Annotated in this window: 17 protein-coding genes; 2 read left to right on the top strand and 15 right to left on the bottom strand. The window is 66.4% G+C overall.

Going from position 1 to position 25,305, the window contains the following annotated elements; translation table 11 throughout:
- Positions 1-131 precede the first annotated feature (131 nt).
- The 14 genes from NT151_06115 to NT151_06050 form a co-directional block, all read right to left on the bottom strand.
- Positions 132-8,750 carry a cyclic beta 1-2 glucan synthetase gene (locus tag NT151_06115; GenBank protein ID MCX6538495.1) on the bottom strand — a complete coding sequence of 2,873 codons (8,619 nt, stop codon included), beginning with the start codon at positions 8,748-8,750 and terminating at the stop codon, positions 132-134.
- Between the two features lie 146 nt (positions 8,751-8,896).
- Entirely contained in the window at positions 8,897-9,562 is a 666-nt protein-coding gene (locus NT151_06110) for a Crp/Fnr family transcriptional regulator (GenBank protein ID MCX6538494.1), read from the bottom strand.
- A gap of 66 nt (positions 9,563-9,628) precedes the next feature.
- A complete protein-coding gene (locus NT151_06105; protein ID MCX6538493.1) occupies positions 9,629-10,564 on the bottom strand; it encodes a metallophosphoesterase in 936 nt (311 codons plus the stop codon).
- A gap of 15 nt (positions 10,565-10,579) precedes the next feature.
- A complete protein-coding gene (locus NT151_06100) occupies positions 10,580-11,191 on the bottom strand; it encodes a hypothetical protein (GenBank protein ID MCX6538492.1) in 612 nt (203 codons plus the stop codon).
- The gene (locus NT151_06095) at positions 11,188-12,318 is read right to left on the bottom strand and encodes a phospholipase D-like domain-containing protein (GenBank protein MCX6538491.1); all 1,131 of its coding nucleotides are present in this window, start codon (positions 12,316-12,318) and stop codon (positions 11,188-11,190) included. The genes NT151_06100 and NT151_06095 overlap by 4 nt, the downstream gene beginning before the upstream one ends.
- Before the next feature lie 52 nt (positions 12,319-12,370).
- Complete coding sequence (locus NT151_06090) at positions 12,371-13,384, bottom strand: hypothetical protein (GenBank protein MCX6538490.1); 1,014 nt, start codon at positions 13,382-13,384, stop codon at positions 12,371-12,373.
- Between the two features lie 48 nt (positions 13,385-13,432).
- Positions 13,433-14,587 (bottom strand): glycine zipper domain-containing protein, encoded by a 1,155-nt coding sequence (locus tag NT151_06085; protein MCX6538489.1) that lies wholly within the window; start codon positions 14,585-14,587, stop codon positions 13,433-13,435.
- Between the two features lie 251 nt (positions 14,588-14,838).
- Positions 14,839-16,692: an ABC transporter ATP-binding protein gene (locus tag NT151_06080; protein MCX6538488.1), complete on the bottom strand. Its 1,854-nt coding sequence runs from the start codon at positions 16,690-16,692 to the stop codon at positions 14,839-14,841.
- A gap of 123 nt (positions 16,693-16,815) precedes the next feature.
- Positions 16,816-17,199 (bottom strand): hypothetical protein, encoded by a 384-nt coding sequence (locus tag NT151_06075; protein MCX6538487.1) that lies wholly within the window; start codon positions 17,197-17,199, stop codon positions 16,816-16,818.
- Between the two features lie 105 nt (positions 17,200-17,304).
- On the bottom strand, positions 17,305-19,428 hold the full coding sequence (locus NT151_06070) for a C39 family peptidase (GenBank protein ID MCX6538486.1): 2,124 nt from the start codon (positions 19,426-19,428) through the stop codon (positions 17,305-17,307).
- A gap of 51 nt (positions 19,429-19,479) precedes the next feature.
- Positions 19,480-19,686, bottom strand: coding sequence for a hypothetical protein (locus NT151_06065; protein MCX6538485.1), 207 nt, complete (start codon positions 19,684-19,686; stop codon positions 19,480-19,482).
- A 30-nt stretch (positions 19,687-19,716) separates the two neighbouring features.
- A complete protein-coding gene (locus tag NT151_06060; protein MCX6538484.1) occupies positions 19,717-19,917 on the bottom strand; it encodes a hypothetical protein in 201 nt (66 codons plus the stop codon).
- A 38-nt stretch (positions 19,918-19,955) separates the two neighbouring features.
- On the bottom strand, positions 19,956-20,231 hold the full coding sequence (locus NT151_06055; protein ID MCX6538483.1) for a GlsB/YeaQ/YmgE family stress response membrane protein: 276 nt from the start codon (positions 20,229-20,231) through the stop codon (positions 19,956-19,958).
- Positions 20,232-20,320: 89 nt separating this feature from the next.
- Positions 20,321-21,946 (bottom strand): hypothetical protein, encoded by a 1,626-nt coding sequence (locus NT151_06050; GenBank protein ID MCX6538482.1) that lies wholly within the window; start codon positions 21,944-21,946, stop codon positions 20,321-20,323.
- Between the two features lie 336 nt (positions 21,947-22,282).
- Between NT151_06050 and NT151_06045 the strand changes: the two genes are divergently transcribed.
- Both NT151_06045 and NT151_06040 read left to right on the top strand, forming a co-directional pair.
- Complete coding sequence (locus NT151_06045) at positions 22,283-24,565, top strand: transglycosylase domain-containing protein (protein ID MCX6538481.1); 2,283 nt, start codon at positions 22,283-22,285, stop codon at positions 24,563-24,565.
- A gap of 84 nt (positions 24,566-24,649) precedes the next feature.
- Positions 24,650-24,799, top strand: coding sequence for a lmo0937 family membrane protein (locus NT151_06040; protein MCX6538480.1), 150 nt, complete (start codon positions 24,650-24,652; stop codon positions 24,797-24,799).
- 96 nt (positions 24,800-24,895) lie between these two features.
- On the opposite strand, the gene NT151_06035 is transcribed toward NT151_06040, so the two are convergent.
- Positions 24,896-25,303: a hypothetical protein gene (locus tag NT151_06035; GenBank protein ID MCX6538479.1), complete on the bottom strand. Its 408-nt coding sequence runs from the start codon at positions 25,301-25,303 to the stop codon at positions 24,896-24,898.
- Positions 25,304-25,305: the final 2 nt, after the last annotated feature.

The following is a 25,305-nucleotide window of genomic DNA, read 5'->3' as shown; positions in this document are numbered from 1 at the left end:
AGGGCCTCCGATGTCCCCAACGCGTCTTCTCGTACTAACTCTGGCCCTGCCCTCAGGTGGGGATTCTGATCGGCGCTAAGAAGAGCCGCCCGGGTATCATCCGCTTCTTGCGCCGGATGTCCACCTGTTCTCTACCATCCCCTGCGGCCGACGATCCACACCTCCACCTTGTGCTCGCACTGGTCATCGACGAGTGGAATCGCCATGCTGGCCTGGGTATGGCCATCAATGCTGAGGCGCTCGTCGCCGGTCGCGTGCGGCGTCTGGTGTACCGCGATGTGATAGACGGTCTCGCCGTAACGGTAGTGCACGGTGAAGGCGGTCCAGTCGGCGGGCAGGCACGGCTCGATCCGCAACCGATCGCCCAGCCGCGTCACGCCGAGCAGTGACTCGACGAGGAGCCGGTACATCCCGGCGGCAGACCCCGTGTACCAGGTCCAGCCGCCACGCCCGACGTGCGGAGCCACAGCGTAGACGTCGGCCGCCACCACGTAGGGCTCGACCCGGTAGGTCTCGATCGCTGCGGGTGACGCCCCGTGAGCGAGCGGGTTGATCAGATTCCACACGTCCCACGCGCGCCGGGCGTCGCCGAGTTCGGCGAAGGCCATCGCCGCCCAGATGGCCGCGTGGGTGTACTGGCCCCCGTTTTCTCGCACGCCAGGGACGTACCCTTTAATGTATCCGGGGTCGAGCGCGGAGGTGTCGAACGGCGGGTCGAGCAGGCTGACGAGCGCGTCGTCCCGGCGAACCAGTCGCGCGTCCACCGCGTCCATCGCGGTGCGGGCGCGCGCCGGATCGGCGGCCCCGGAAAGGACGGACCAGCTCTGCGCAATCGAATCAATCTGGCACTCGGGGTTGCTCGACGAGCCGAGCGGCGACCCGTCGTCGAAGTAGGCGCGCCGGTACCACGACCCGTCCCACCCCGTCTCCTCGAGGCGCAGCCGCAACCTCGCCGCCTCCGACAGGCAGCGATCCGCGAAGGCGGAATCGCCGTGCCGCCTGGCCAGGTCCGCAAACGGCGTCAGCACGGCGTAGAGGAAGAACCCCAGCCAGACGCTCTCGCCGCGCCCTTCCGCGCCGACCAGGTTCATGCCGTCGTTCCAGTCTCCTGAGCCGATGAGCGGCAGGCCGTGGGTGCCGAACCGCAGGCCCCTCACGATCGCACGCACGCAGTGGCCGTAGAGGCTGGCGCTGTCCTCGGAGGTGCGCGGCTGGTCGTAGTAGGAATCCTCCTCGGGGTTCACCGCGCGGCCTTCGATGAAGTGAACCGTTTCATCGAGCACTCCAGTGTCGCCGGTGACGCCCACATAGCGACACGTCGCCAGCGGCAGCCAGAGGTAGTCGTCCGAGCAGTGCGTGCGGACGCCTCGACCGCCAGGTGGATGCCACCAGTGCTGGACGTCGCCTTCCGAAAACTGCCGCGACGCGCACAACAGCAGGTGCTGTCGGACCAGCGGCGCCTCGGCGTGGACCAACGCCATCACGTCCTGCAACTGGTCGCGGAACCCAAAGGCGCCCCCCGACTGGTACAAGCCGCTGCGACCCCAGAGACGACACGCGATGGCCTGGTAGAGGAGCCAGCCGTTGGCCAGCGCGTTGAGCGCGGCGTCGGGTGTTTCGACCTGGACGGCGCCGAGCGTGTGGTTCCAGTACTGCCAGACGGCCTCGAGCGAGCGACGCGCCGCGGCCGCACCCCGGACACGGCCGACCAGGACTGCCGCGTCGTCGCGGTCGCGTCCTGCGCCGAGCTTGAAGACGATCTCGCGTTCCTGTCCGGCGGCCAGTTCGAAGGCCACCTGGATCGCCGCGCACGGATCGATCGCGCCCCCCACGCGATCGGAGAGCGTCGACCGCATCATCGCGGCCGGCTGCCTGAGCGTGCCGTTGCGGCCGATGAACTCGGTGCGGTCGCCAGACACGCGGCGACTCGCGCCGTCCACGTGGAAGAACGCTGTGCGCCCGGCGAATTCGGCGTTGTACGCGTTCTCGGCGAACACGGCGCCGGTGTCCGGATCGATCGTGGTGACCACGTGCGGGGCGGCCTTGGCCCGGAGGTCACCCAACACCCACTCCACGTAGCCGGTCGCGGACAGGCGGCGCAATCGGCCGGAGGCATTGCGAATCTTCAGCACCGACCACTTCACGGGCGCCGTCAGGTCCACATACACCCACAACTCCGACGTGATGCCGTCTTCGCTGTGCTCGAACACGCTGTAGCCGAATCCATGCCGGCTGGTGTACGGACTTCCGCTACCGGCCGGCAGGGGCGTCGGCGACCAGAAGCGGCCGCTTTCCTCGTCGCGAAGGTAGAAGGCCTCCCCGCTGGCATCGGTCACCGAGTCGTTGTTCCAGGGCGTCAGGCGGAACTCGTGGGCGTTGTCGGCCCAGGTGTACGCCGAGCCGCTCTCCGAGATGACGGTGCCGAACCCGGGGTTCGCCAGAACGTTGACCCAGGGTGCCGGGGTCACGTGGCCCGCCCCGGTCGTGATGATGTATTCGTGGCCGTCCTGGGTGAAGCCGCCCAGCCCGTTGAAGAACAGCAGGTCGTCGCGAGGCAGCGGCGGCAGTGCGGGAACCGGCGCACGCTGGACCCGGGTGGGCGTGAACCGCGCGGGGAGCAGGTCCGCCGGGCGGCCGGCGACCTGATCCGCCAGCGAGCCTCGGCTGTCGGTGATGATCGCCCTGGCGACCGACTGGAACAGCGTCCGGTCCTCGCTCGAGATCTGCTCGGCGGGGCGAACGAAGACCACGCCTGGACGGGCCGGTGCGTTCGTCTCGACGCCAGCCGCGATGAGACCGATGATCTGCTCCTGGAGCATCTGCCGGTAACCTGCATGATCCTCGTTCCAGATCACGAGGTCCACCGCCAGCCCCTTCAGGCGCCAATAGGCGTGGGCCTGCACGAGCTGGCGCACCAGCTCGATGTGAGCCGCGTCGCCGATCTGCAGCAGCACAATCGGCAGATCGCCGGACACCGAGGAGCCCCACAACCCGGACTGCCCACGCCGGTTCGAAGCGAGGATGGCCGGGTCGGCGCGCAGCGACGGGTTCGCGTAGATGACCGAGCCGGCCAGTTGGCAATAGAGCTGCGCGTCCGACTCGCTGGCATTCAACTGCCGCAGGACGACCTGAGCGTGTGTGGACGCCAGCGCGAACACGCGATTGGCAAGCCGCCGATCCTGGTACTTGTTCACGAGGCCCAGGCAGGCGCCGCGCGTCTCGGCCACGCCCGAGACCACGTCGATCGTGATCGACTCGTCCGGCTCGACCACGTACCGGCCGCGAATGGCGACGATCGGGTCGAGTACCGACCCCGCGGCGCCCGAGAGCGGCCCGGGCTCGCGCATCGCGCGCGGGTCGGCGGGGGTTCGCCCGCGACCGAGGAAGCGCAGCCGATCGGTCTCGTACGAGAGGGCGCTGCCAGCCGACGCGCCGTGCGCCGCCATGAGATGGAACATCCAGGGGGACGACTCACCGCTCGAGCGCGGGCGCCTCGTGCAGAGGATGGCGCGCTGGTCCGGGACGATCTCGGTCTGGACGAAGAGGTTGCTGAACGCCGGGTGCAACGCGTCGGCGGCCGGGGCGGCGAGCGCCACCTCCGCGTAGCTCGTCACCTCAATCGTGCGGCGCGTGCGGCCGCAGTTGGTCAGGCGCAGCCGGCGCAGCTCGACATCGTCTTCGGGCGACACGGCGATTTCGGTGTAGGTCTCGATCTGGTGGCTCCTGCTGCGGAACTCGGCGCGTGCCTCGGAGAACACCGCCTCGAACCGATCGGCCGGCTGCAGCGTCGGCTGGTGCGCCGCAGACCAGAAGGCGCCGTTCGCGACGTCCCGGATGTAGCAGAACGTCCCCCAGTTGTCCGAGGTCGCATCCTCGCGCCAGCGGGTGACGGCGAGGTCCTTCCACCTGCTGTACCCACCGCCCGCGTTGGTGACCACGACGTGATACCGGCCATTCGACAGCAGTTGCACCTCGGGAGCGGGCGTGTCGGGCCCGCTGAACGAGCGCACCGCGATTTCGGCGCTGGCCGGCGCTGTGCGGGTGTCCGACGCGGGCGTCGGCGGCAAGTAGAACGCGCTCGCGCGCGGGATCCGCTCCTGGAGCAGCAGCGCGGTCGCCTGGAACGCCGGGTCGGACGCGAAGCGCTCCTGCATCCGGCCGCCGAGGAGTACCTGCGCCAGCGACAGGAACGTCATCCCCTGGTGATGCGCCATGTAGGTGCGAACCAGGACGTGCGAATGACCGCGCGGCAGACGCGTCGGCGTGTAGTCAATCGCCTCGTAGAAGCCGAATTCCCCCTCGAAGCCCTCTGCCGCGAGCCGCTGCAGGTTCGCGCACGCCTCCTCGGGTGACACCATCAGCGCGAGGGCTGACGCGTACGGCGCGACAACCAGATCGTCGGCGAGGCCGCGCTTGAGGCCGAGGCCGGGCACGCCGAACGCGCGGTACTGGTAGGCAAGCCGCACGTCGAGCAGGTTGTACCCCGATTCGGAAATGCCCCACGGCACCCCGCGGTGCCTGCCATATTCGATCTGGCGCTTGACTGCCGCCTTGCACGTCTGGTCGAGCAGCGTGTCGTCGTAGCCCGGCATCACGACAAGCGGCATGAGGTACTCGAACATCGAGCCGCTCCACGACAGCAGCACCGGCTCGCCCGCCGCCGTCGTGAGCAGGCGGCCGAGCGCGAACCAGCTCTCCTGCGGCAGGTGTCCCTGCGCGATCGCGACAAACGTGCAGAGACGCGCCTCGGAGGCGAGCAGGTCGTAGTAGCTGGAATCGCGACGACGCTCGGCGACGTTGTACCCGATCGACAGAACCTGGCGGGTCTGGTCGAACAGGAAGCTCCACTCCATCTCCGCGAGGTCGATTGCCTGCGCCGCGAGGCGGACGATCACCGCGATCCTCGCCCTGGCGGGGCTGCCCCACTCGCCGTCGAGCGCCGCCAGCTCGCCGAGCGTCGGGATGGAGGTGAACTCGGGGAGGTGCGCCTGCGGCGTCGCGGAAACGGGGGGCGACGCCCACGGCGCCAGGTACGTGAGATCGCCCAGGACGTCCCGGCACTGGTCGGCCACCGCCGAGGCCCACTGGCTCGCCGCGTGTTCGGTGGAGGTGGCCAGCGCGGTCGCCAGGGCGCGGCTCTCCGCGGCGAGGCGTTCGAGGATCAGCCGGCCGTCCGCGATCGTCTTCGGCCCGGATTCGCACGCCGTGTCGAGCGCCTGCTGCAGCCGCGTCACGGCGGTCGTCGGCGCGCCCCGACTGGTGTCGGCCACCAGGTCGAACGTGTCGCGCAGTCCCTGAATGGCGCGGGACGGCAGGATCGGATCGCCCACAAGCGCGAGCAGCCCCGGCCGGAGCGTCAGGAGATGGCCGGCCAGGTTGCCGCTGTCCACCGAGGAGATGTACCGCGGCGCGAGCGGCGCGAGCGACTGAGTGTCGTACCAGTTGTAAAAGTGGCCGCGGTGGCGCTCCATCGCCGACATGGCCTGGAACGCGCGCGTGGTGCGGTCCACGAGCCGGCCTACCGAGATGTAGCCGAAGTCGTAGGCCGACAAATTGGCGAGCAGCGTCAGCCCCATATTGGTCGGCGACGTGCGATGCGCCACCCCGGGGGCGGGCGACTCCTGGTAGTTGTCCGGTGGCAGCCAGTGATCGTCGGGCCCGACGTAGGTGTCGAAAAAGTCCCATGTCTTGCGTGCAACGCCGCGAAGGAATCGGAGCTGGTCCCTGGTCAGCCGCGCGTCGCGCCGCGTCAGCGGACGGCTGATCTGCCAGGTGATGACCGGGGCGGCGAACCAGAGAAGCAGGATGGGAGCGGCGGCGTCGAGGCCCGACGGACGGGCCAGCGACAAGTACGCGCCTGCGGCGCCGGCGAGGGTGGGCGCGATCCACATCCTCGCCCACGTGCCGGCCAGACCCTGGCGATCCGGGCGCGCGTGATCACCGGACGGCGTCCACTGAAGCAGCCGCCTGCGCGTGACGAGCAGCCGCGCGGTCGTACGGAGAACGGCGTCGAGACTGAAGTACGCTTCGTACGGGAGGCACGCGAGTGTCAGCAGCGCCTGCGCCACCTGCCGTCCAATCGAGCGTGCGCTGTCGGCGAGATGTTGGGCGAGCAGCACGTCGACCGGCTTTCGCACGATGCCCGGAAGCGACGCGACCAGGGCGGGGAGCAGCAGGCAGCCCACGCCGGCGAGGGTCCATCCCCAGGCGGGCGACAGCACCGCCCACGAGACCAGGAACAGGCCAACCAGCGCCGAGGGCGCGAGGCTGCGGCGCAGGTTGTCGAGGAGTTTCCATCGGCCGAGCGGGGGGAGTGGGTTGCGAGTGGGCCGGCCGTCGCGACCGGGAACGCCCGGCAGCAGCCAGCGCCACAGTTGCCAGTCGCCGCGGATCCAACGGTAGCGCCGCCGCACGTCCTCCTCATAGCGGGACGGGGACTCCTCGTACACCTGCACGTCGGTCAGGAGCCCGGCGCGCGCGTAGCAGCCTTCGATCAGGTCGTGGCTGAGGATCCGGTTCTCCGGGAAGCGACCGCCCACCGCCAGGTCGAACGCGTCCACGTCGTAAATCCCCTTGCCGATGAAGGAGCCTTCGCCGAACAAGTCCTGATAGACGTCGGACACAACGCGGGTATAGGGATCGATGCCAGACTCGCTGGCCCACAGCCGCGCATACCGTGACCGGGTCGCGCCGGGGAGGCTGACGGCCACCCGCGGCTGAAGGATGCCGTACCCTTCGGTCACGCGCTGCTCGTGCTCGTCGTACCGCGCGCGATTGAGCGGGTGCATCATCGCGCCAACCAGGAGGCGGGCGGCGTCTCGCGGCAGCAGCGTGTCCGCGTCGAGCGTGATGACGTATTTCACCTGCTGGAGGATCCCGATGTCCCCAACGACGCGCGAGAAGCGGCCGTTCGAGCGGCCGCGGAGCAGCGCATTCAAATCACCCAGCTTCCCGCGCTTGCGTTCGTATCCCATCCACACGCGCTCCTCGGGGTTCCAGCGCCGCGGGCGATGGAAGAGGAAGAACGGGCCTTGCAGGGGCGACGCATGCGTCACCCCTACGGAGACGGGGTACTTTTCGTTCAGGTCGTTGATCAGGCGCGCGGCGAGACCCTCGAGGGCTTCGTCTTCGGGAAGGGTCTCCTGAGACGCATCGGCCAGGTCCGTCAGAAGACCGAAGGAGACGTGATCGTCCCGGTTGCCGAGAAAGCGTACCTCCAGTGCTTCGACCAGGTGCTCCACGTTCTGCGCGCTCGTGATTAACGTAGGGACGGCGACCAGCGTTCGCGCGGCCGAGGGAATGCCTTCCGACAGGTCCATTTTCGGCAGGGCACGGGGCGTCGCCAGCTGAGGCACCAGGGCGTTCACAACGGCGACGGCCACCTGGCTGACGCACAGCAGCAGGAGGATCCCGACGATCCCGAGGAGCCACCCATCCGCGCTTTCCCCTCGCAGCCTCACGATCAGGACCGCCGGGGGCAGCACCGTGATGGCGACGATGCTGCCGAGATAGAACGACAGCGGGTGGCTGAGGCACACGCGCCGCACGGTTTCGGCGACGGAGAAGCGCGCACGCACCGCTCGTTCGAGCTGTGAGAGCCCCTTGTCGACGAGGTAGAACCCGACGTGCGTCGCCCTGGCGTCGGGACCCGCGGTCGCGGCTGTCTCCCCGGCGAGGTGGATCGCGAGCCGCGCCACCTCACCTTCGGTCCGGCCGCTCCGCCTGGCCGTCGTCTCCACGACGTGGCGATACTGGTCTCGCGTGGCGAAATCCATCAGGGGATACACGCCGGCCGGATCCTCTCGCAGGGTCCGTTCCACGCCGCTTCTCGCCTCGACGAAGTCACGCCAGTCGGCGGCCCCGAGGAACCTCAGACTGCTGATGCTGTTGCTGATCGAGACCTGGTCGGCCGCCTGGTGCTGGTTCTCCGATTGCACCAGTTGCTCGATCGTCAGGCCGTCGTCCGACAGCCGCTGTTCGATCCACGTGAGCGGCAGGGCCAGCGCCGCGCTCTTGCCCTGCAGGCGGCGGGCGAACTCGGCGACGAACGACCCGACCATCGGCGGATCCGAGCGCGCCATGTCGGCGATCGACAGAATGAGGCTCTTCGGGTCCTTCTCCGCGATCGTCGTCATCTGGTCCGCCCAGTAGTCGGCGCGGTTCCGATCCACGCGATCGGCCCCGATCCGGGCCGCCACGCGGCGGAGGTTCTCGATCAGGGCCAGCCGTAGCATGATCGGGATGGCCCACAGTTCGCCGATCGTGAGCGGCGTCACCATCTGGTAGGCCGAGACGAAACCGCCAAGGCCGTCGGTGTCCAGGCGGCCATCGCCGTGCGAGATCGTCTCGAGGGCGATGTCGTAGACCCGCGGCAGCGCGGCCGACGGGCCGTCGGCCAGGCGTGGCAGCTCGCGGCTGTAGCCGGCCGGGAGGTGCCGCCGGGCGGTGCGGATCTGTGCCTCGATCAGGTAGAAGTTGTCGAGCAGCCACTCCCCGGCCGGCGTGATCCGACGGTCGTTGTTCACGGCCACCGTCAACAGGGCCCGGACGGCGATGAGCAGGGTCTCGTTCTGCGCCAACCGCGTCAGGAGCTTGTCCGAGCCGCGCAACGTGCTGAGATGGTGCGAGGCGGCCAGCACCCGGCCGTGCTGCGCCATCTGCTCGCGGTTGAACAGCTCCGCGCGCAGCGGCGGTTCCTCACCTACGAAGGTCGGCGAGAAGTCCGGTCGGCGAGTGATCGCTTCGCGCAACGAGAGCAGTGGGTCACGAATGGTCTTCCGGCTGATCTCCACGCGAACGCTTGTCCTTCCTTGAACGGGTCGTGGTGCGGGCGGTCGTAGACCTTCTGCTGCACCTCGGCCACGTCGTTGACGCGTCCGATCTGCACGTCGACCAGCTAGTCGTGGAGCACGACGTTCAACAGGGAATTGTTGATCGTGATTCCGCCGGCATTATCTTCGATGAGCTTCAGTCGCTTGAACTTGTTCATGAAGACATTCACGCGCGAGCGCGTCGTCCCGACCATGCTGGCGAGCGTCGCCTGCGAGATCTTGGGCAGGACCCGGTCCGGTGTGTCCTGCGTGCCGTAGCGGGCGAGCAGCAGAAGAGCGCGGGCGAGTCGTTTCTCGCTCGAGTTGAAGAGCTGATCGATCAGGTCCTCTTCGACGCGGATGTTCCTGCTCAGCATGTACGCGATAAAGCGGTCCGACAGGGCGTGTTCCGCGTGGAGCACCCGGATCATTTCGGCCTTGCCGATCACGAGTGCCGTGGCCGGGGTGATCGCCGTCGCGGTCGCCATTCGGATCGACTGCCCCGCCAGACCTCCCTCGCCGCAGAAGTCGCCTGGTCCGAGCATCGCGATGATGGCCTCCCGGCCGGCCTTGGAGATGACCGACAGCTTCACGCCGCCCTTTTGAATGTAGATCACGCTGTCGCCCGCGTCGCCCTCCGAAAATATCATCTCTGATCGCCGATACGTCACGATCTCTCTCGCCACACCAGCCGAGTCGAGAAACGCCTGCGCATCGAAGGTGTTCGTGCGGGTCGTGCGGTTGGGTCTCATATCGCGATGATCGCACGCGGCCGCGCCACGCGATGTTCAGAATTGGACACCTTTACCGTGAGCCCGTCACTCATGCGCAACGCCTCCGGCCGCCGGCCGAACCGTGCGGTGAATCACACCAGAGTCGACCGCCACACCCGTGCGCGACGTCGTTTGGAAGTACATGTCATCACCGGCGAACTCGATCATCATGAACGAGCGATCGGTATCGAATCCCTTCGCCGTGATCGCCGAGGGCGCCAGATTGCCCGCGCGCAACTGGCCGGATGCCCCTTCCGTGAAGTAGTAGATGCCCTGCTGTGGACGCACCCGCTCGTACACGTGCTCGTGGCCGGCAAACACGACATCCACGCCGTACTTGACGAACAGGGGTTCGAGCACCTTCCGCAGATCGGTGGCCGGACCGTGAAACCTTCCAGAGGAGTACAGCGCGTGATGGAAGTAACAGATCTTCCAGTCTCCGTTGCCGGCCTCCCGTAGCTGGGTCCCGATCCACGCCGTCTGCTTCGGGTCCAGGTAGTTGCTGTCCAACGCGAAGAAGCGCACGTTGCCCTTCTTGTAGGTGTAGTAGTTCGCCCCGTTCATGTTGAACGGCTTGTAGAACCGCTGGTTTGTTGTGTCGTGGTTCCCCAGTGTGGCATAGAACGGCACGCCGGCGTCCAGGAGCGGCTTATAGGGCACGGCAAAGGCCTTCTCGAAATCGGACGGCTGGCTGCCCGTGTAGATGTTGTCACCCACGGTGATGACAAACTCGAACGGGAAGACCGCGCGCGACTTCACCATTTGCTGCGCCGTGTCGATCTGGAACTGGTCGCCCGTGCCAAAATCGCCGATCACGGCCAGGCGGACCGAATTCGCCTGGAGCGGAAATGCGAAGTCAGCCGCGCCGCCCGCCGACAGAGCCGGCATGACCACGGGCGGCGGAGCCAGCGTGACCGCGGCCGACAGCGCCAGCGTGACCACGGCCAACAGCACCACTGAGAGAACGCGGCGACGTCGCATCGGTGTGTCCAGTTCCTATGGTGCCTGGGGAAGGATTTCGCGAGCGACGTCGACGATCAGACGCGATTTCACGTCCATCACGATCAGTGTCCGGCCCACGACGCGGTAGGCGACCTCGACGGGCAGCGGCGGAAATGCCGCCAACAGCTCGGGCGGGGGGGCCGTGATCGGCTCGGTGTCCGGGTAGATCCCGTTCACCGCCAGGCGCATGTTCGGGTTGGGCCCGTCCGGCCGCATGTACCCGCGTGACTGGGCCGAGCGCGGCCCCCCGAGCGCGGTACGGCTGACGTGGCGAAACGCCTCGCGGGCCGCGTCCGTGAAAACGTCGCCCGGCTTCGCCTTCGGCCGCGCCTCCCGGATCTTTCTCGCCAGGGCCTGTTGATGCGCCGTGATCATTTCCGGCAGATCCGTGGGCTTCAGGGCGGGAAGCTTCGACTCGACCGTCTTCTGCAGCTTGACGTACGCCTGCACGCGGACAGAAAACTCCTTGAAGGCCGCCGCATCGGCGGCCTGTTCCTTGGTCGGCACGGCACCCTGGCCCGCGAGCATCCGGGGGGCGGCGACGCACAGGGAGAGGGCCACGAGCCCTGACACCCCTCGAGATCGAATCCAACGCTTCGTGCTCATTCGACGCTCCTTGGCGGCAGGGCTTCTTGAGCCTCGTGAACCGCGTCCTTGACAGCCTCTTTCACCGCCTGCTTGACGACTTGCTTCATCGTGTCCTTGACACCCTTGTCGTGGAGCACGTCCTCCCCGGCCTTGACCACCGCCTGCCTCACCGCCTTCTTCACGGTGGTGGCGAGCGACTGCAGCTCGTGCGTGAAGACCCCAACCGCCTTCGCGACTTCCTTGGGGGACGCACCCGCCGGCTTCTCGATCGGCGCGTCCACGGCGTCTGATGGAATCGGCACGCTCTTGGTACTCGTCCTGGTCCAGTCGGCCTCGAATGTGTCGATAAGCTTCTTCACGACCTTCGGGTCCTGAACGATGAGGCCCACTTCACGGCGCGACTCCAGTTCGGCCGTGCGAAGGCTCTGGCTGCCGATGAAAGCCTGGTGCCGGTCGCGGATAATCGTGCGCGTGTGGAGCCGCGTACCCGCCAGCTTCTGCACCTCGAACGAGGGCCGTCCCGACACCTGGCCGATGACCTTGACCTCCACGCCCGCCTTCGCTCGCTCCTGGAGGATTCGCAGCATCTCCCGGTCCGAGATCTTGGGGTCGTAGATCAGCAGTTGCTTCTTCGCTTGCTTCAGGAACGTGCCGAGGACGTGCCGGGAGTTCGCCGGGCTCACGACAAACGTCTCGACCTTCGGCGCGTACCGGGTCCGCGTGCAGTCAGCCTTGAACAGCTTCGCCGCTTCCTGAAGGCAGTTCGCCTGGCTGGTGACGACGCCAAATCCCCGGCTGTGATCGATATCGAGACGCGTGAAGTTGAACGAGAGGACGTACAGGACGCGGCGATCGATCAGGATGTACTTGCCGTGGTACCGGGTGAGGTCGCCGGCCGTGCGCGCCACAATGATCCCGGCATCGAGGAAGCGCAGTTCGAGCTGGCGCAAGCGTTGTTCGCCGCCGCGGTTGGCAAAGGCAATGAGCGCGGTCACCCGGACGCCCTTCGCGGCTGCCGCCTTGAGCGCCAGCTCGATGTCCTTGCGATCGAGGCGGAAAATGGCAATCTCCACGCTCTGCGTGGCGCGCTTGATCGCGGAGAGCAACGGCGCGACACCGTCGGCGGGCTCGATGATGAGCCTCACGACCGAGTCTCCCCCGTCGCCGGCCTACCAGCCTTGCGCGGCCTCCAGGTGATCACAGGGCCTCGAGTGCCGCAATCCGTTGCCGGACGGTCCTGGTCAGCGTCTCGACGTCGCCAGTCCCATACCCGGCGGCGCGGAAACCGTCGCGGATCTGGCCGTCGGTCAACATCGACAGCCTCCGCCCCAGCCATTTCGCGTCGGCGCGTGGGATGTCTTGGGTGATCTTTTCCATCTTGGTGCGTTCACGGTAGTTGGAGACCGCGACAACAAACAGGAAGAAGGGGCGGCTGTTGAGCTCGAAGTCAATGAATTCCGGATGGACCTTCGCGATGAACTTCGAGCCTTCATAGTCCTTGGGCACGCCCCTGGATCGCTGCATCGCGTTGCCCGTGTGCCCGAACGTGGCGCCGGCATCGCTGATCGCGTAATGGCGCTCGCCGTCCACCACGTAGATGGCGTTGTTGACCTGCTTCAGGTCCCAGTTGTTCAAGAGCGACATCATCACGCGCAGGCCGTTCAGCTCCCGCTGTCCGAGAAACGGATTGTCGAACCAGTCCCAGTCCCCAAGCTTCTTGACAGTTTTCGGCTTCCGTTCGAGGCGGGCGCCGTGGACGATGCCGCCGGAGGACACAAATTCCTGGCCACGCTGCAAGGTCGGCAGCCCCTTTACCGTGAGCTCGGCCATGTAGTAGTCCTCGTCGACAAAGTAGCCGGCCGCCCACAGGAACCGCGTCGCCGCCGTTTCCGGCTTCGCCTCCTGCCCCAGCTTGACCTTCCACAAGACGTCCTGCCCGTCGGTGACCTCGAACTTCGGGCTCGACCCAGCCGTGTCCTCGCTGACGAACGTGAACGTGCCGGTCGGATCCGGCGCGTGCGCTTTCCCGCCGACCCCATACGTCAAGTCCAGGGAGGCCATGTCGCCCGGATCCCGCCAAATCAGTTCCGGCAACGTGGCGGCGTCGGCCTTCCGGGCGCTGATGTCCTTCTTCTGAGCGGTGACGCCGGCCGACAAGGCCGCCAGGGCCAGCATCAGCATGACGCACAACTTCAAAGCGGTTCGTCGCATGGTCATGTTCCTCCGGTCCTCGCTCCCGCCGTGACTCGCGTCTCGTCGCTACGGTGTGCGGTAGCGCGATGACGTGACGATGATCGTGACCTGGGTTCCTGGAGGCAGGTCGAGGTATTGTTCGCGGTCCTGCGCCAGGATCGCGCCGCCGGCGCCACCAACCACTGCGCCGATGGCCGCGCCTTTGCCACCGCCGGCAAAGGCGCCGATGATCGCTCCGAGGGCTGCGCCGATGGCGCCCTGTTGAATGGTCGCGTTGGTGCGGTTCGGATCGGGCACGCCGCCCGAGGCATCGACCCGCAAGGTCACACCGCCGGGTGTGCGCACGGTATTGAGGACCGCTTCGAACTCAGCCGTCCGGCCGTCTCGCAGGCGGATCGTATCGAAGTCGACCCGCATATCCGCGTTGCGGCCCTGGCCATACGGCGTGATCCGCGCGATGACACCGTCGATCCGGGCGCCCTGGTACTGCGGCGGGCCCTGCACGGTCATCGAGAACCGCTCGCCGCTCCGCGATGTACGCGTGCTGAGCGAGGTGTCCAGCACGGCCACGATCCGCGTGCCGTCTGGCACGGTGGACGGCCCTCGTCCGGGCCGTGGGGCGACGCTTGGTTCCGGCGTGTAGAGATCCCATCGCGGTTGGTTGGCGACCCGTCGGTAGTAGCTTTGAATGGTCACGGGCTGCCGGAGATCATCACTGTCCAACCGCCGCGTGACGAGCAAGCCATTACCGTTGTTCAGCGGCTCGAAGGTCACGAGGAAGTCGGTGTTGCGGTTGCCGCTCGTCGAGACCGACAGCCGGTCGCCGATGAACTCGGCGCGCGTCGTCGTCATTCGTCCGTTCCGCCCAGGTTCGTTTTGCGTCCGCCCGTCCGCGTCGAACGTCGCGCGTGGACCGCTCGACGAGCTGATCGTGACCGTTCGTCCGTTGCGATCGATCGCGAGTGTCGTCGGGGGTTGCAGCCGATTCAGCAGGCTCTGATGGACGCGGTCGCGCTGAGGCTGCGGCAGATTGCGAGTGGCCAGGTCGGCCGCGCGCTGCGCATTGTCACCACGCGTCGTTTCGAGTTCGTACGTCCCCGACATCGCGATGAACGCCGGCCGATTGCGTTGTTGCTGTCCCCGCTGTGCCGAGAGGCTCACGCTGCCCGCCGTCAGCACCACGAGACCAAGAAGTCCGAGTGTGTATCGTGTCTTTCTCATAACCACCACCTTGTGAATCCGCACGGCCTGACTCGTTCGGGCTCAACGCACACCCGCGAAGGCGTCACGTCGGCCCATGCGCAATGTTGCCAGAGAGCATAATCTCCGGCCCGGTCGTGATGATAGCCAGCCCTGTTTCGACGCGCTGTCCTGTATTGAACAGGATGTACGTTCTCCTACACATCCAGGCTCCGCTACATGTTCTCGGGGATAAACCGTCACATGGTCCTCTGGCCCTTCCCCGGTGACGATCATTGCGGCGCGGCCACTGGTGGAACTGCGCCGATCGTGGCGTCGTCGGGGGTTTGGATTCTGTACAATTCCGCATACACGCCGTTCTGGGCCATCAGCGTTTCGTGCGTGCCCTGTTCGGCCAATTCGCAGTCCTTGATGACGAAGATGACGTTTGCGTGGCGGATCGTGCCGAGACGATGGGCGATGACGACGGAGGTTCGCCCTTGCATCAGCCGGTCCAGGGCTTCCATGACGGCCAGTTCAGAGACGGCGTCCAGACCGGCCGTCGGTTCATCAAGAATCAGGATCGGGGTGTCGCGGATGACGGCGCGGGCAATCGCAATGCGCTGGCGTTGACCGCCCGAGAGCGTGACGCCCCGCTCACCGACCATCGTGTCGTAGCCGTCGGGCATCGCGTCAATGAACTCGTGCGCGTTTGCCAGTTCGGCCGCGCGCCTGATCTCCCTGAGTGGAGCGCCAGGCTTGCCGTACGCGATGTTTTCCCAGATCGTCGCGCGGAACAGCAGCGTGTCCTGCAGGACAAAACTCATCTGGTCGCGCAGCGACTTCAACTGATACCGCCGAATGTCCGCGCCCTGAAGGACGACCTGTCCTGACAGCGGATCGTAGAACCGCGGAATCAAGCTCACGATGGTCGTCTTCCCCGCCCCTGACGGACCGACAATGGCCGCGACCTGCCCCGCTTCGACCTTGAAGCTGACATCCTTGATGATCGGTTTGTCGGCTCCATAGCTGAAGCTGACCTTGTTGAACTCGATCTGGCCGGTGAACTTCGGAGCCCGGCGTGCGCCTGGCATGTCGCGGACGAGGCTTTCAATCTCGAGCACTTCCTGAAGGCGCTCGTAGCCGACCATCGCCTTGGAGACGGTGTCGGTCATCTTCGACAGATCGCGCATGGGCTTGTACATCTTGCCCAGGTACAGGAGGAAGACGATGAGCACGCCGGCGCTGAGTTCGCCGGCCAGGGCGAGTCGTGCGCCATACCATAGCACCAGACAGGTGCCGGTCGCGACGATCACCTCGACCACCGGGGCCAGCTTGGCCTTGAGGCTTCGGGCCTGCAGGCCGGCCTCGACGTTGGCCAGACTCTCGGAGTCGAATCGCTTCTGTTCGTAGTCTTCGCGCGCAAAGGCCTTGACCACGCGAATCGACGTCAGCACTTCCGCCACGACCGACAGCAGTTCGCCTTCTTTCGTGCGCACCGCCCGTGAGGCCTTCTTGATGCGTCCCGTGTAGCGGTACACCACCACAAAGAGCACAGGCATCACCGACAACGCGATGAGCGTGAAGCGCCAGTTGAGGTAGAACATGACACCGATCATGCCGGCCAGTGTCATCAGATTGACGAGAATGCCGAGTAGCGCGGACTCAATGAAGTTCTGGATGACTTCGATGTCGGTCGTGACCCGCGTGATCATGTCGCCGGTCCGCGCTTTGTCGTGCTCGGCGAGCGACAGCCGCTGGATGTGGTGGTAGATGGTCCGGCGCAAGTCGTGTCCCACCCACTGACTCACGCTGGTCGTCAGGTACTTGTCGAAGTACGCACTGACGGCGCCGACAATGGCAATGCCCGCCACGGCGGCCACGGCGAAATTCAGCAGAGCATACGGGCCGTGGCCAAAGACCCCTGTCACCATGCGGGCCAGGAACTCCGGTAGTGGCTTCGACTGCAGAATGTTGTCGACGACAACTTTGATAGGCCACGGCTCGAGAATAGCCGTCAGCGTCTCGCCCAGGACGGCGACGAACGCCAGCGTCAGCGCCTTCCAGTGAGGCCGAACGAGGTCGATAATCCTCAGCGTCCGGGGCGAGGATCGAGACGTCGGGCGGGTGCTTTGCTCTTCGGGCATGCCTGCTCACCACCGTGTTGGTCGACGGAGGCGCGACGGCCGTGGTGGCCGGGCGCCAAGGGCCGACCGCGCGTCGGCCCCAGGCGTGAGTCTGCCGAACCCGAGTGCGCGCGCGGTGCGGTGCTAGCGGGCGATGAGTATGACGATGATGATGATGAGCAGCAGCGTCGTCACCGAGATCACGATCGTGGAGCTCCCACCTGCCAACTGGGCGTCAGCCATGCGCGCCGATGCGGCCAGACTCGCCAGCTCCGCGCTATTGAGCGTGGACACCGCGCCTTCGGCGCGCGTGACGCTCAGCCCGAGGCGGCCGGCCAGGTCGCGAACCTGCGAACTTTGCAACACGCCGATCACGGCGTCACGATTCTGCTGGTCCGTCAGTGCCTGGTCGGCGATGGCCTGACGCATTTGGGCGGGATCGACAACGTGTCGTTGCTGCGCCATGGCTGACGAGCTCCACAGGAGCGAGGACACGACAACGGTCACAAGGGTCGTTCGGATACGCATAGACACCTCCAAGAACACGAACCGTCTGGCGGTCGAACCAGACGTCGGTCAGCATAGCGAACCAGACGGCGCCACGCTGTTCCAAACAGCACATGAGATCAGGACTCACCGAGGCCACGGGGCCCAGCCGGCTGAGAGCGTAGTGCCCCCGTCGCGAAGGCCGTGTGCGACGTCGATCCGGATGCCGCCGCTGAGGCCTCGTGCACGCACGCGCAGGCCAACCCCAGCGTCGATGTATAGCGGCGACGTATCGAGGCCGTTCAGCCGATGCCACGCCCGCGCGGCGTCGACAAACCCGGCGATTGAGACGGCGCCCACGAGCACGCGTCCCACGGGCTGCACGTATTCAAGCGAGCCATGCGCCACTTCGCGGCCAAAGACCGGCCCTGTCATCACGTCGCCGCTGATCAGCGGGTGCGCGCGGAGCAGCCCGCTGCGCCCCAGGCCGGTGCCGGCGCCTTGCCACAGAGCGAGCGGCGCCGCACGGCTGGCGACGGCGATCTCGGTCATCACGGACCAGGACGGAACGGTCGCGTCGTCGGTCGAACGCCACGCCGCCAGCAGTCCGCCCGTACCAAATCGATTCCCACCGGCGAACGGCGCCCACCAGCCTACTGACGCCGCCACGGCGAGGCGGTCGCCGGCCAGACGGACGTTGAGCGTACTCTCCAGAGCGAGATAGTCGCGTGCGTCGAAGCGGTTCTGATCGAGATCGCCGTATTCGCGCAAGCGGTCCAGGGCGGCGCCGGTCTGCCACCGGAGCCAGCTGGTCGACCAATCGGCCAGGTTCAGTCCGACGCGGCGACGCTCTTCGCGCACCAGCGTGGCGTCATTTGACGACGGCGTCGCACCGTACGACTGCCGTTCCCACGACGCGTCGAACGAGATGATGCCGGGAAGCCACTGAGGGGATGGAAGCGCCAGACCGAGTGCCACAGCCGGCCGCTTGGCTGCCCACCGCCACAACGCGCTCTCCACCTCACCGGCCCCCAGGGGTCCGGCCACGTCGATTCGCACCTCGCCGACCAACCACGCGCTCGTGCCAATGGTCGCGGCCGCAATCCACCCGCTCGGCACCACCTTGCGCTCGTCGATGAAGACGTCGAGCGTGGCGAGCCCGCCATCGATGGGCTCGTACCTCATCCGTGCATTCGAGGCGACCGGCAAATCGCGAAGCCGGCGTAGCGCCCGCCCGAACGCCTCAGCCGTCAGCACCTGTCGGGGCTGCAGCCCGGCGGCGCGAACGACGACCGGTTGCCGCGTCCGCTCGGCGCCGTGAATGTCGGTGGTGTCGATGCGCGGCTCGCCCGTGCGGTTCCAGGCGTCGAGCGCCCCCATCACGTTGCCCATCAGGTATCGACTGGTCGCGACAAGCTGCCACGCGTACGCGTCTTCTGGCGCGAGACGAACGGCAGAGAGCGCCAGGTCTTGCGCCTCGGACCAGCGTGACTGCGAAAATCGCAACCCCGCCAACTCCCGCCACGAGGCCGGGTCGTTCGGACAGAGGCGTGTGCCGGCGACCAGCCCTTGCTCGGCCCCCTCACGGTCACCAGTGAGCGCCATGTGCACGCCGCGCTCCACCAGCGCACTGCAGGGCGTCTGGTCGGCGTGGACGGCAACGTCTGACGACGCCGGTGTGGCCCGCGCCGCGTCGTCGCCAGGACGGATTCCGCTTTGCGGAAGCACCAGCATCATCCACCGTCTGGTGGCCGTCCACGCGCGGTCGAACTCGGCCCAGCGCAGCACTCGAAAGGGCGCGCGCGCCGGGTCATGGAACACCACCTCCTGGTCGGTGCTGCCCACGATCACGACATAGTGGTAGGTGTTGGTTCCAACCTCGATGAGCGCGATGAGGGGCCGGCCCCGATCGATCTCCGATCGGATCCGCGTGTGGGCGGGGTCGTCACCCGCAGGCACGACAAACGCCTGCCAGCCCCTGTCGCGAACCGCGGATGTCAGGGCGCTCGTGAAAATGCCGCCGTCACCCTCGCCGACGAGCGGAGCGAAGTCCTGGGGAAAGACACCGCGCTCGCCCCAATACCGCAAGACCATGGCGACCGCGGCTCCGCCACACAGCTCCGGAGTCTGAGACACGTACGGGACATCGAGCAACGCATGGACTTCGGACTGCCCCGGCACACTCGCAGCCACTCCACGTTCGGCCACGGAAAGCATCGCGCCCACAAGCAGGACGGCGGCGGTGCGTTCGATCGAAGACACATTCCACATGATCAGCAGCGAATCGCCCTGTCCCGCAGCGGCACGAGGCGCCCGGTCTTACTATTTCTTTCCGCTGATCAGGAGTCCTCCGCCTACGGCCGCAAGAACCACTCCCGCCCACACAGGGATGTTGACCTGCTGTTTCTCGCTGACGGAGATCTCCAGGGGACCCACCTTGGCGTCGTGGGTCTGTTTGGTGTAGCTGAACCCGCCGTACACGAGGGCCAGAATGCCCGCGGCCAGGAGCACGATTCCGACGATCCGCATATCAACCTCCTCACCGCACACCGCGGCGGACTAGCGCTTCTCTTCCACCTCGACCGTCTTCGTCTTCCCCATTGAGACCGACAGCATGATCCCCAGCCCGATCGCGATCACGATGCCAATCGCCGTCCACGCGGACCCCACGCGGTCGAGCACGCCGAGCTTCCACAGCGCGGCGATGAGCCCGCCCACTAAGACGACGTAACCCGCAAGGTATATCCCCACCGATTTCATGAGGTCCTCCGTGGCCCGCTCTCGAGATTGACCAACACTTATCGTCTGGAGAACAGGTGGATGATCGCGACAAAGATCGCGGCGCCGATGATCGACCACAGCACCGGGAAGGGATGCCCACTGATCTGGATCACGAGGGGTTCCGACAGACGGAGCTGGGTCGCGATCCAGGGCCCAAGGATGGCTCCGATAAAACCGAGGGCTGTCGACACGACGAGCCCTCCCCGAGCGCCTCCGACGATCGCCTTGCCGATCGCGCCGCAGACGGCCGCGATGACGATGAGGAGAATGAGTCCCGGCAATGTGAACGTCATGACGGGTAGTCCTTTCGCTTACGTGTGAACGCGCGAGCCGGCGGTCCTTTCGGACCGCCGGCCTTTGTGATCCGCCGATTCGGAGCGCGTTACCGCCCGAATTTCACCCGCAAGCCAGCCCACACCTGGTAGTTGTTGCTGACATCGCTGATGTGGTCGAAGAATAGACGGCCTTCGCCCATGAAGAACACCGTGTGCCTGTCGCCTTTCGACAGCGGGATGCCGAAGTGCAGGAGCCACGCAGGCGTCCACGTGGCGCTGCGCGTCAGATCCCAGAGGGAGAGTCCGGTGCCGACAAAGGCGCCGCCGGACATGTACTTGTTCAACTCGCCGTCGACGAAGAGCTCCGACTCCTTCACCTTCTGGCTATCGGTGACCAGGCTGATCGCGACGCCGACGGCCCCGGCCAGCTCCCAGTCGTTCTTGAATCGCTTCGCGATCCCGAACTTCACGCCCAAAAGCGGCGAGCACTGGGCAAACTCCATGTTCGTGTCCCCGATCGGGCGCACGCGGCGTTCTTTGCCGCCGAGGACGTCGAAGAAGACCGACGGGCCGGCGGGCTTCTCAATCGTGACACTCGCGTCGCACGTGGCGGTGCCCTCGTAGCGGTAGGCGCCGACCTCGACGGCCTGCGGCGTGGTCACCGTGGCGGTGCCGCGATAGGTGCCGTGCCGGCGCACCGTGATCTTCCCGTTGAGACTGCTGTCGAGCGTCAGCTTCTGTCCAACGGCAACGCCTGCGTCGTCACGCAGGTCCACTGTGACCGTGGGAGCAACACCGCTCGTGCCAGTCGAGCTCTTCGTCGCATCGACGTTGATCTCGTAGCCGCCCTTCGCCGGAATGACGGACAACACGAGGCTGCACGTCGGCCCGACCACCTGCTTGGGTTGCGGCGCCGGCGGCGGCGGGCACACCTCCACGCGGATCGTTCGCCGCGCCACGGAATAGGATCTGCCCTTCGTATCGGTCGCGTCGAACGTGTAGTCGCCGGGCTTGTTCGAGGTGAACGTCCATGACGACGCGGTCAGCTCACCAGCCGGTTGGCCGTTGATGGCCACGCTCACCCGCTGCACACGCTCGAGGTCCTTGCTGCTGGCTTTCACCGTCGCACGCAGGTTCCCCGTCGCCGGATCGCACACCCGGTCGACCGACACGTTGACCGGCTCACCCGGGATCTCTTTGATCGACATGAGCGACAGGTTAGAGCACACCATCGGCAAGATGAATGTGTAGATCTTGTAGTCGTTCGTGACGCGGAAGAGAAACGCCCTGAACGGCTTGTCGCCAGCCCATCGAACTCTCTCGAGCCGGCCGGGCGTGCGAATTCCCTTGTTGCCCTTGGGCCGGAGGGCCATCCACAGCAGGGTCGATCCTGGCTGAACATCGCATTCCACGATGACACCGTCGGCTGGCGTCGCCTCGTCGCAGAAGCCGCCTCTCACCGAAGAGGTGGCCCCGGCGAGCGTCGCCAGTACGGCGTCGCCAATTTCCGGAATGCCGCTCTCGCGCAGCACCGTCCGGATGTCGTCCGCCATGCCCTTTCTCGCCGCCAGCTGCTTCAGGTTGGCAGCCGTTCTCAAAGGTGGCGTATAGAACGCCGTCGGCCCACCGAGCCGCTTGGCGTTGTGCACGCCATCCACAATAGTGCCCTGCCCAGCAGCCACTGATACCAGCGCCAGCCCCATTACGACCGCGGCTGTACCGATGGCACACATACGACGAATCACACAGAACATTGCTAACCTCCTTACGAATACGGCATCTGGATGAGCCGCGCACGGCGCTTTTCGGCGGTCAAGAGACGCTTGCCCGACATTTGCGACCCGTAACACTGATGCCAGCGTCACGCCACTCGTCCTCCGCAACATGCTAGACGCGGAGTTCAGTCCCGTCTGTTCACTTGTGAACAGGGCGTACGCCGCCCTGGCGTGGCCCGGCCCTCCCCCTCCCCTGTGATGCGGGGCAGCTGCGCAAGCGTGTTCAACAGTGAACAGACGTCCGTCATCGTCTCCGGCATGCTGCGGTGGCCAGGGACAGGAAGGACACACGACATGCTGCGAGCCCGTATTATTGCGCTCTTGCGCGTCGTCCGGCGCCTGGCCGCACGGCTGACAGCCACGCGGCGGCGTCGTGTCGTGCTCCTCGCCGTTGCGCTCCTTCCCGTGGCGCTGGTTCTGCTCCCGGCGGCATGGCTGGTCCACCACGTGTACTTCGACCGCTCCGGTGTGCCAGACCTCGAGCCGTTCATCCGGTTCGAGCCCCCCACCACCGGCGTCGTCCGCGACGTTCACGGCAAGGTACTGATCGAACTGGCGCGCGAGTACCGCCGGGTCGTGAGCTACAACGAGGTGCCGCTCATCCTGCGCCAGGCCATCATCGCCGCCGAGGACAAGCGCTTCTTCTCCCATTCCGGCGTGGACTACCGTGCGCTGCCGCGGGTGATCCAGAAGACGGCGGTGCGCTCCGTGGGTGAATGGTGGAAGGGCGGCCACGGGTTGCGGCTGCTCCTGCCACAAGGGGGTTCGACGCTCACGCAGCAACTGGTCCGCGGCTACTTCCTGCAGACCCTGACGAGCCGCACCGACCAGGCTGCGCTCTTCCACGCCGGCCTGGCCCCGCCCCGGCTCCTCTCTGTGGTCCTCGGAGCCCCCGCCATGAACAAGCTCCTTCGGAAAATGGAGGAGGTGCGCCTGACGCTCTGGCTCGAGCGAGAGATGCGTCGGCGCTTTGGATCGCAGGAGCGGGCCAAGCGCGAGATCTTCGCGCGCTACGCCAGCTTCATCTACCTGGGCAACGGCCGCTACGGATTCGCCGCCGCATCCGAGTACTACTTTGGCAAGTCCTTGTCGAGTTACACGCCGGACGACGCGGGCAACGCAGCGCTGCTGGCGGCGATCAGCAAGTCGCCACGGGAATACGTTCCGGTGCCCGGCAACCGGCGGCCGGTCAATCGCCGCAACCAGATCCTCGCCCTGATGGCGCGCAACGGGTACATCCCCGAGAGCCTCGCGAAGCGCTGCCAGGGCGAACCGATCCACGTCGCCCTTCTCAGCCCGACCAAGACCGACGCTCCGGCGGCGATCGAGCACGTCCTCGACGAACTGACCCAGCATGGCGGGAGTCGCTTCGGCGTCGAAGACCTGTTCCAGGGGCGGATCGTGGTCCGCTCGACCATCGACGCGCGCGTGCAGACGATCGTGAACGAAGCCCTCGAGCACGGTCTGGCCCTGTACGAGAAGCGGCACCCCAAACTGAAGGGGTTGATCCAGGGTTCGGTGGTCGTGCTCGGCAACGCGGACGCGGCAATCCTGGCCGAGGCGGGCGGACGGCGGGTCTATCGAGATCGCGATACGCGCTACTCTGACTACAACCGCGTCACCGGCTCGCTGCGCCAGCCGGGCTCCGCGATGAAGCCGCTGGTGTACCTGGCCGCGTTCGAGTCGGGTCTCGACCTCGACACCACGGTGCCCGACGAGCCCATTGAGGTCCCGCTCGGAGGCGATGGCGGCATCAAGTGGATCGCCAATTACGACAACCAGTTCAAAGGCCCGATCCCGATGCGCCAGGCCCTGGCCGAATCGCGCAACGCCGTGGCCGTGTGGATCACGCAGAAGATCGGAGTAGGTTCGGTGATCCGAACCGCCCACGAGATGGGGATCCACACGCCGCTGCAACCCTACCTGTCCACGGCACTGGGAGCGTCGGAAGTGCGGCTGCTGGAATTGGCGGATGCGTATCGCGCCATCGCCTCGGGCGTCCTGGCGGAACCGCACGTCGTCGATCGCGTGACCGACGTCTCCGGCGACGGGCTGTACGAGGCGCCGCGGCGCGCGCGGGCGATCGGATCCGCGGCCCTGCGCTCGATCCAGGAGGGGCTCCGGGGCGTGGTTCGTCTTCCCGACGGCACCGCCCACAGTCTCGACGCCCGCGATTTTCCGATCCAGGTGATGGGCAAGACCGGAACGACGAGCGATTTCCGCGATGCGCTGTTCGTGGGGTCTACCTATGGGACATCGGGGATCACCGTGGCGGTCCGGATCGGCTTCGACGACAATCGCCCCCTGGGGGAGAGTGAGACCGGCGGGCGCACGGCGCTGCCGATCTTCCGCGAGATCATGCTCCGCATCTACACGGACCAGGTCGCGGGGCGGACGCCGCACTTCCCCCGCGAGATCGAAGACGGGATCGACAAGTACCTGGCGATGCAGGCGGTGCCGGAGGCGGGCCACGCCGAACGCCCGGGGCCGGGCCCCGACGCGCCGTCGCTGGGAGCACCGTACGGCAAGGCTGCGACTGGTCGGCCTGGAGCCGCGCCGGGCATCCGGCCGTTCTGACCCGTCGCGGTTAACGTGACTGAACGAAGAACGAAGTCAACTGCTGGGCGTAGACAACCGATCAATTTCACGCGGGAGATCAAAATGCTCTGGACACTGTTTGTGATTCTGCTCGTCTTGTGGTTCTTGGGATTCGTGACGTCCTACACGCTCGGTGGGTTCCTCCACATCCTGCTGGTGGTGGCCGTCGTCGTGTTGCTGTTCAGGCTTCTTGGGGGCCGCCGGAGCGCCTGATCGCGAGGACGACAGTCAGCGATTCCATGCTGGCTGTCGTCCTGCACGAGGGATGACTTGTGGGTGTTATCAAGGAGCGACGGCCGGGCGCGCGACTCACGGTGTCTGCGTCAGGCGAAACAAGTCCGCATACAGTTGCGCGATCTTGCTCTTGACCCCCGCGTTGGCCTTCGCCAGGTCCGACGTAATCTCATCTCGGCGAGCGAGAACCGCCTGTAACGACTGCGTCACTGTCTGATCGGCGGGACTCGCGGCGGCCGATCGCACGCCATCGAAGAACGGCGTCGCCAACTGGGCGGCGAGTCCGTAGTTGTCTCGATTCACTTCATAGCTCATCATGCCGAGCTGGACCTGGAGCGAGGCGAACGCCAACTTGTGCGTGAGCCGATCCTGTTCCGCCCGTGCGTCGCGGGCACTCAGCGAGGCGGGCACGTACCCCAACAAGAACGCGCCCAACAGGGCGAGAGCGCCAAACCCGAGTTTCTTCGGTGTCGAGATGGCCATGT

The sequence above is a fragment of the Acidobacteriota bacterium genome (assembly GCA_026393675.1).
Classification (GTDB): domain Bacteria; phylum Acidobacteriota; class Vicinamibacteria; order Vicinamibacterales; family JAKQTR01; genus JBAXOX01.
This window is presented reverse-complemented; position numbering and strand designations above follow the sequence as displayed.

Excerpts from the sequence above, each read along its gene's own strand:
- NT151_06090 (MCX6538490.1), bottom strand. The coding sequence starts at position 13,384 with ATGCGACGAACCGCTTTGAAGTTGTGCGTCATGCTGATGCTGGCCCTG.
- NT151_06045 (MCX6538481.1), top strand. The coding sequence starts at position 22,283 with ATGCTGCGAGCCCGTATTATTGCGCTCTTGCGCGTCGTCCGGCGCCTG.
- NT151_06065 (MCX6538485.1), bottom strand. The coding sequence starts at position 19,686 with ATGCGGATCGTCGGAATCGTGCTCCTGGCCGCGGGCATTCTGGCCCTC.
- NT151_06035 (MCX6538479.1), bottom strand. The coding sequence starts at position 25,303 with ATGGCCATCTCGACACCGAAGAAACTCGGGTTTGGCGCTCTCGCCCTG.
- NT151_06085 (MCX6538489.1), bottom strand. The coding sequence starts at position 14,587 with ATGAGAAAGACACGATACACACTCGGACTTCTTGGTCTCGTGGTGCTG.
- NT151_06080 (MCX6538488.1), bottom strand. The coding sequence starts at position 16,692 with ATGCCCGAAGAGCAAAGCACCCGCCCGACGTCTCGATCCTCGCCCCGG.
- NT151_06060 (MCX6538484.1), bottom strand. The coding sequence starts at position 19,917 with ATGAAATCGGTGGGGATATACCTTGCGGGTTACGTCGTCTTAGTGGGC.
- NT151_06070 (MCX6538486.1), bottom strand. The coding sequence starts at position 19,428 with ATGTGGAATGTGTCTTCGATCGAACGCACCGCCGCCGTCCTGCTTGTG.
- NT151_06040 (MCX6538480.1), top strand. The coding sequence starts at position 24,650 with ATGCTCTGGACACTGTTTGTGATTCTGCTCGTCTTGTGGTTCTTGGGA.
- NT151_06050 (MCX6538482.1), bottom strand. The coding sequence starts at position 21,946 with ATGTGTGCCATCGGTACAGCCGCGGTCGTAATGGGGCTGGCGCTGGTA.
- NT151_06100 (MCX6538492.1), bottom strand. The coding sequence starts at position 11,191 with ATGAGCACGAAGCGTTGGATTCGATCTCGAGGGGTGTCAGGGCTCGTG.
- NT151_06075 (MCX6538487.1), bottom strand. The coding sequence starts at position 17,199 with ATGCGTATCCGAACGACCCTTGTGACCGTTGTCGTGTCCTCGCTCCTG.
- NT151_06055 (MCX6538483.1), bottom strand. The coding sequence starts at position 20,231 with ATGACGTTCACATTGCCGGGACTCATTCTCCTCATCGTCATCGCGGCC.
- NT151_06110 (MCX6538494.1), bottom strand. The coding sequence starts at position 9,562 with ATGAGACCCAACCGCACGACCCGCACGAACACCTTCGATGCGCAGGCG.
- NT151_06105 (MCX6538493.1), bottom strand. The coding sequence starts at position 10,564 with ATGCGACGTCGCCGCGTTCTCTCAGTGGTGCTGTTGGCCGTGGTCACG.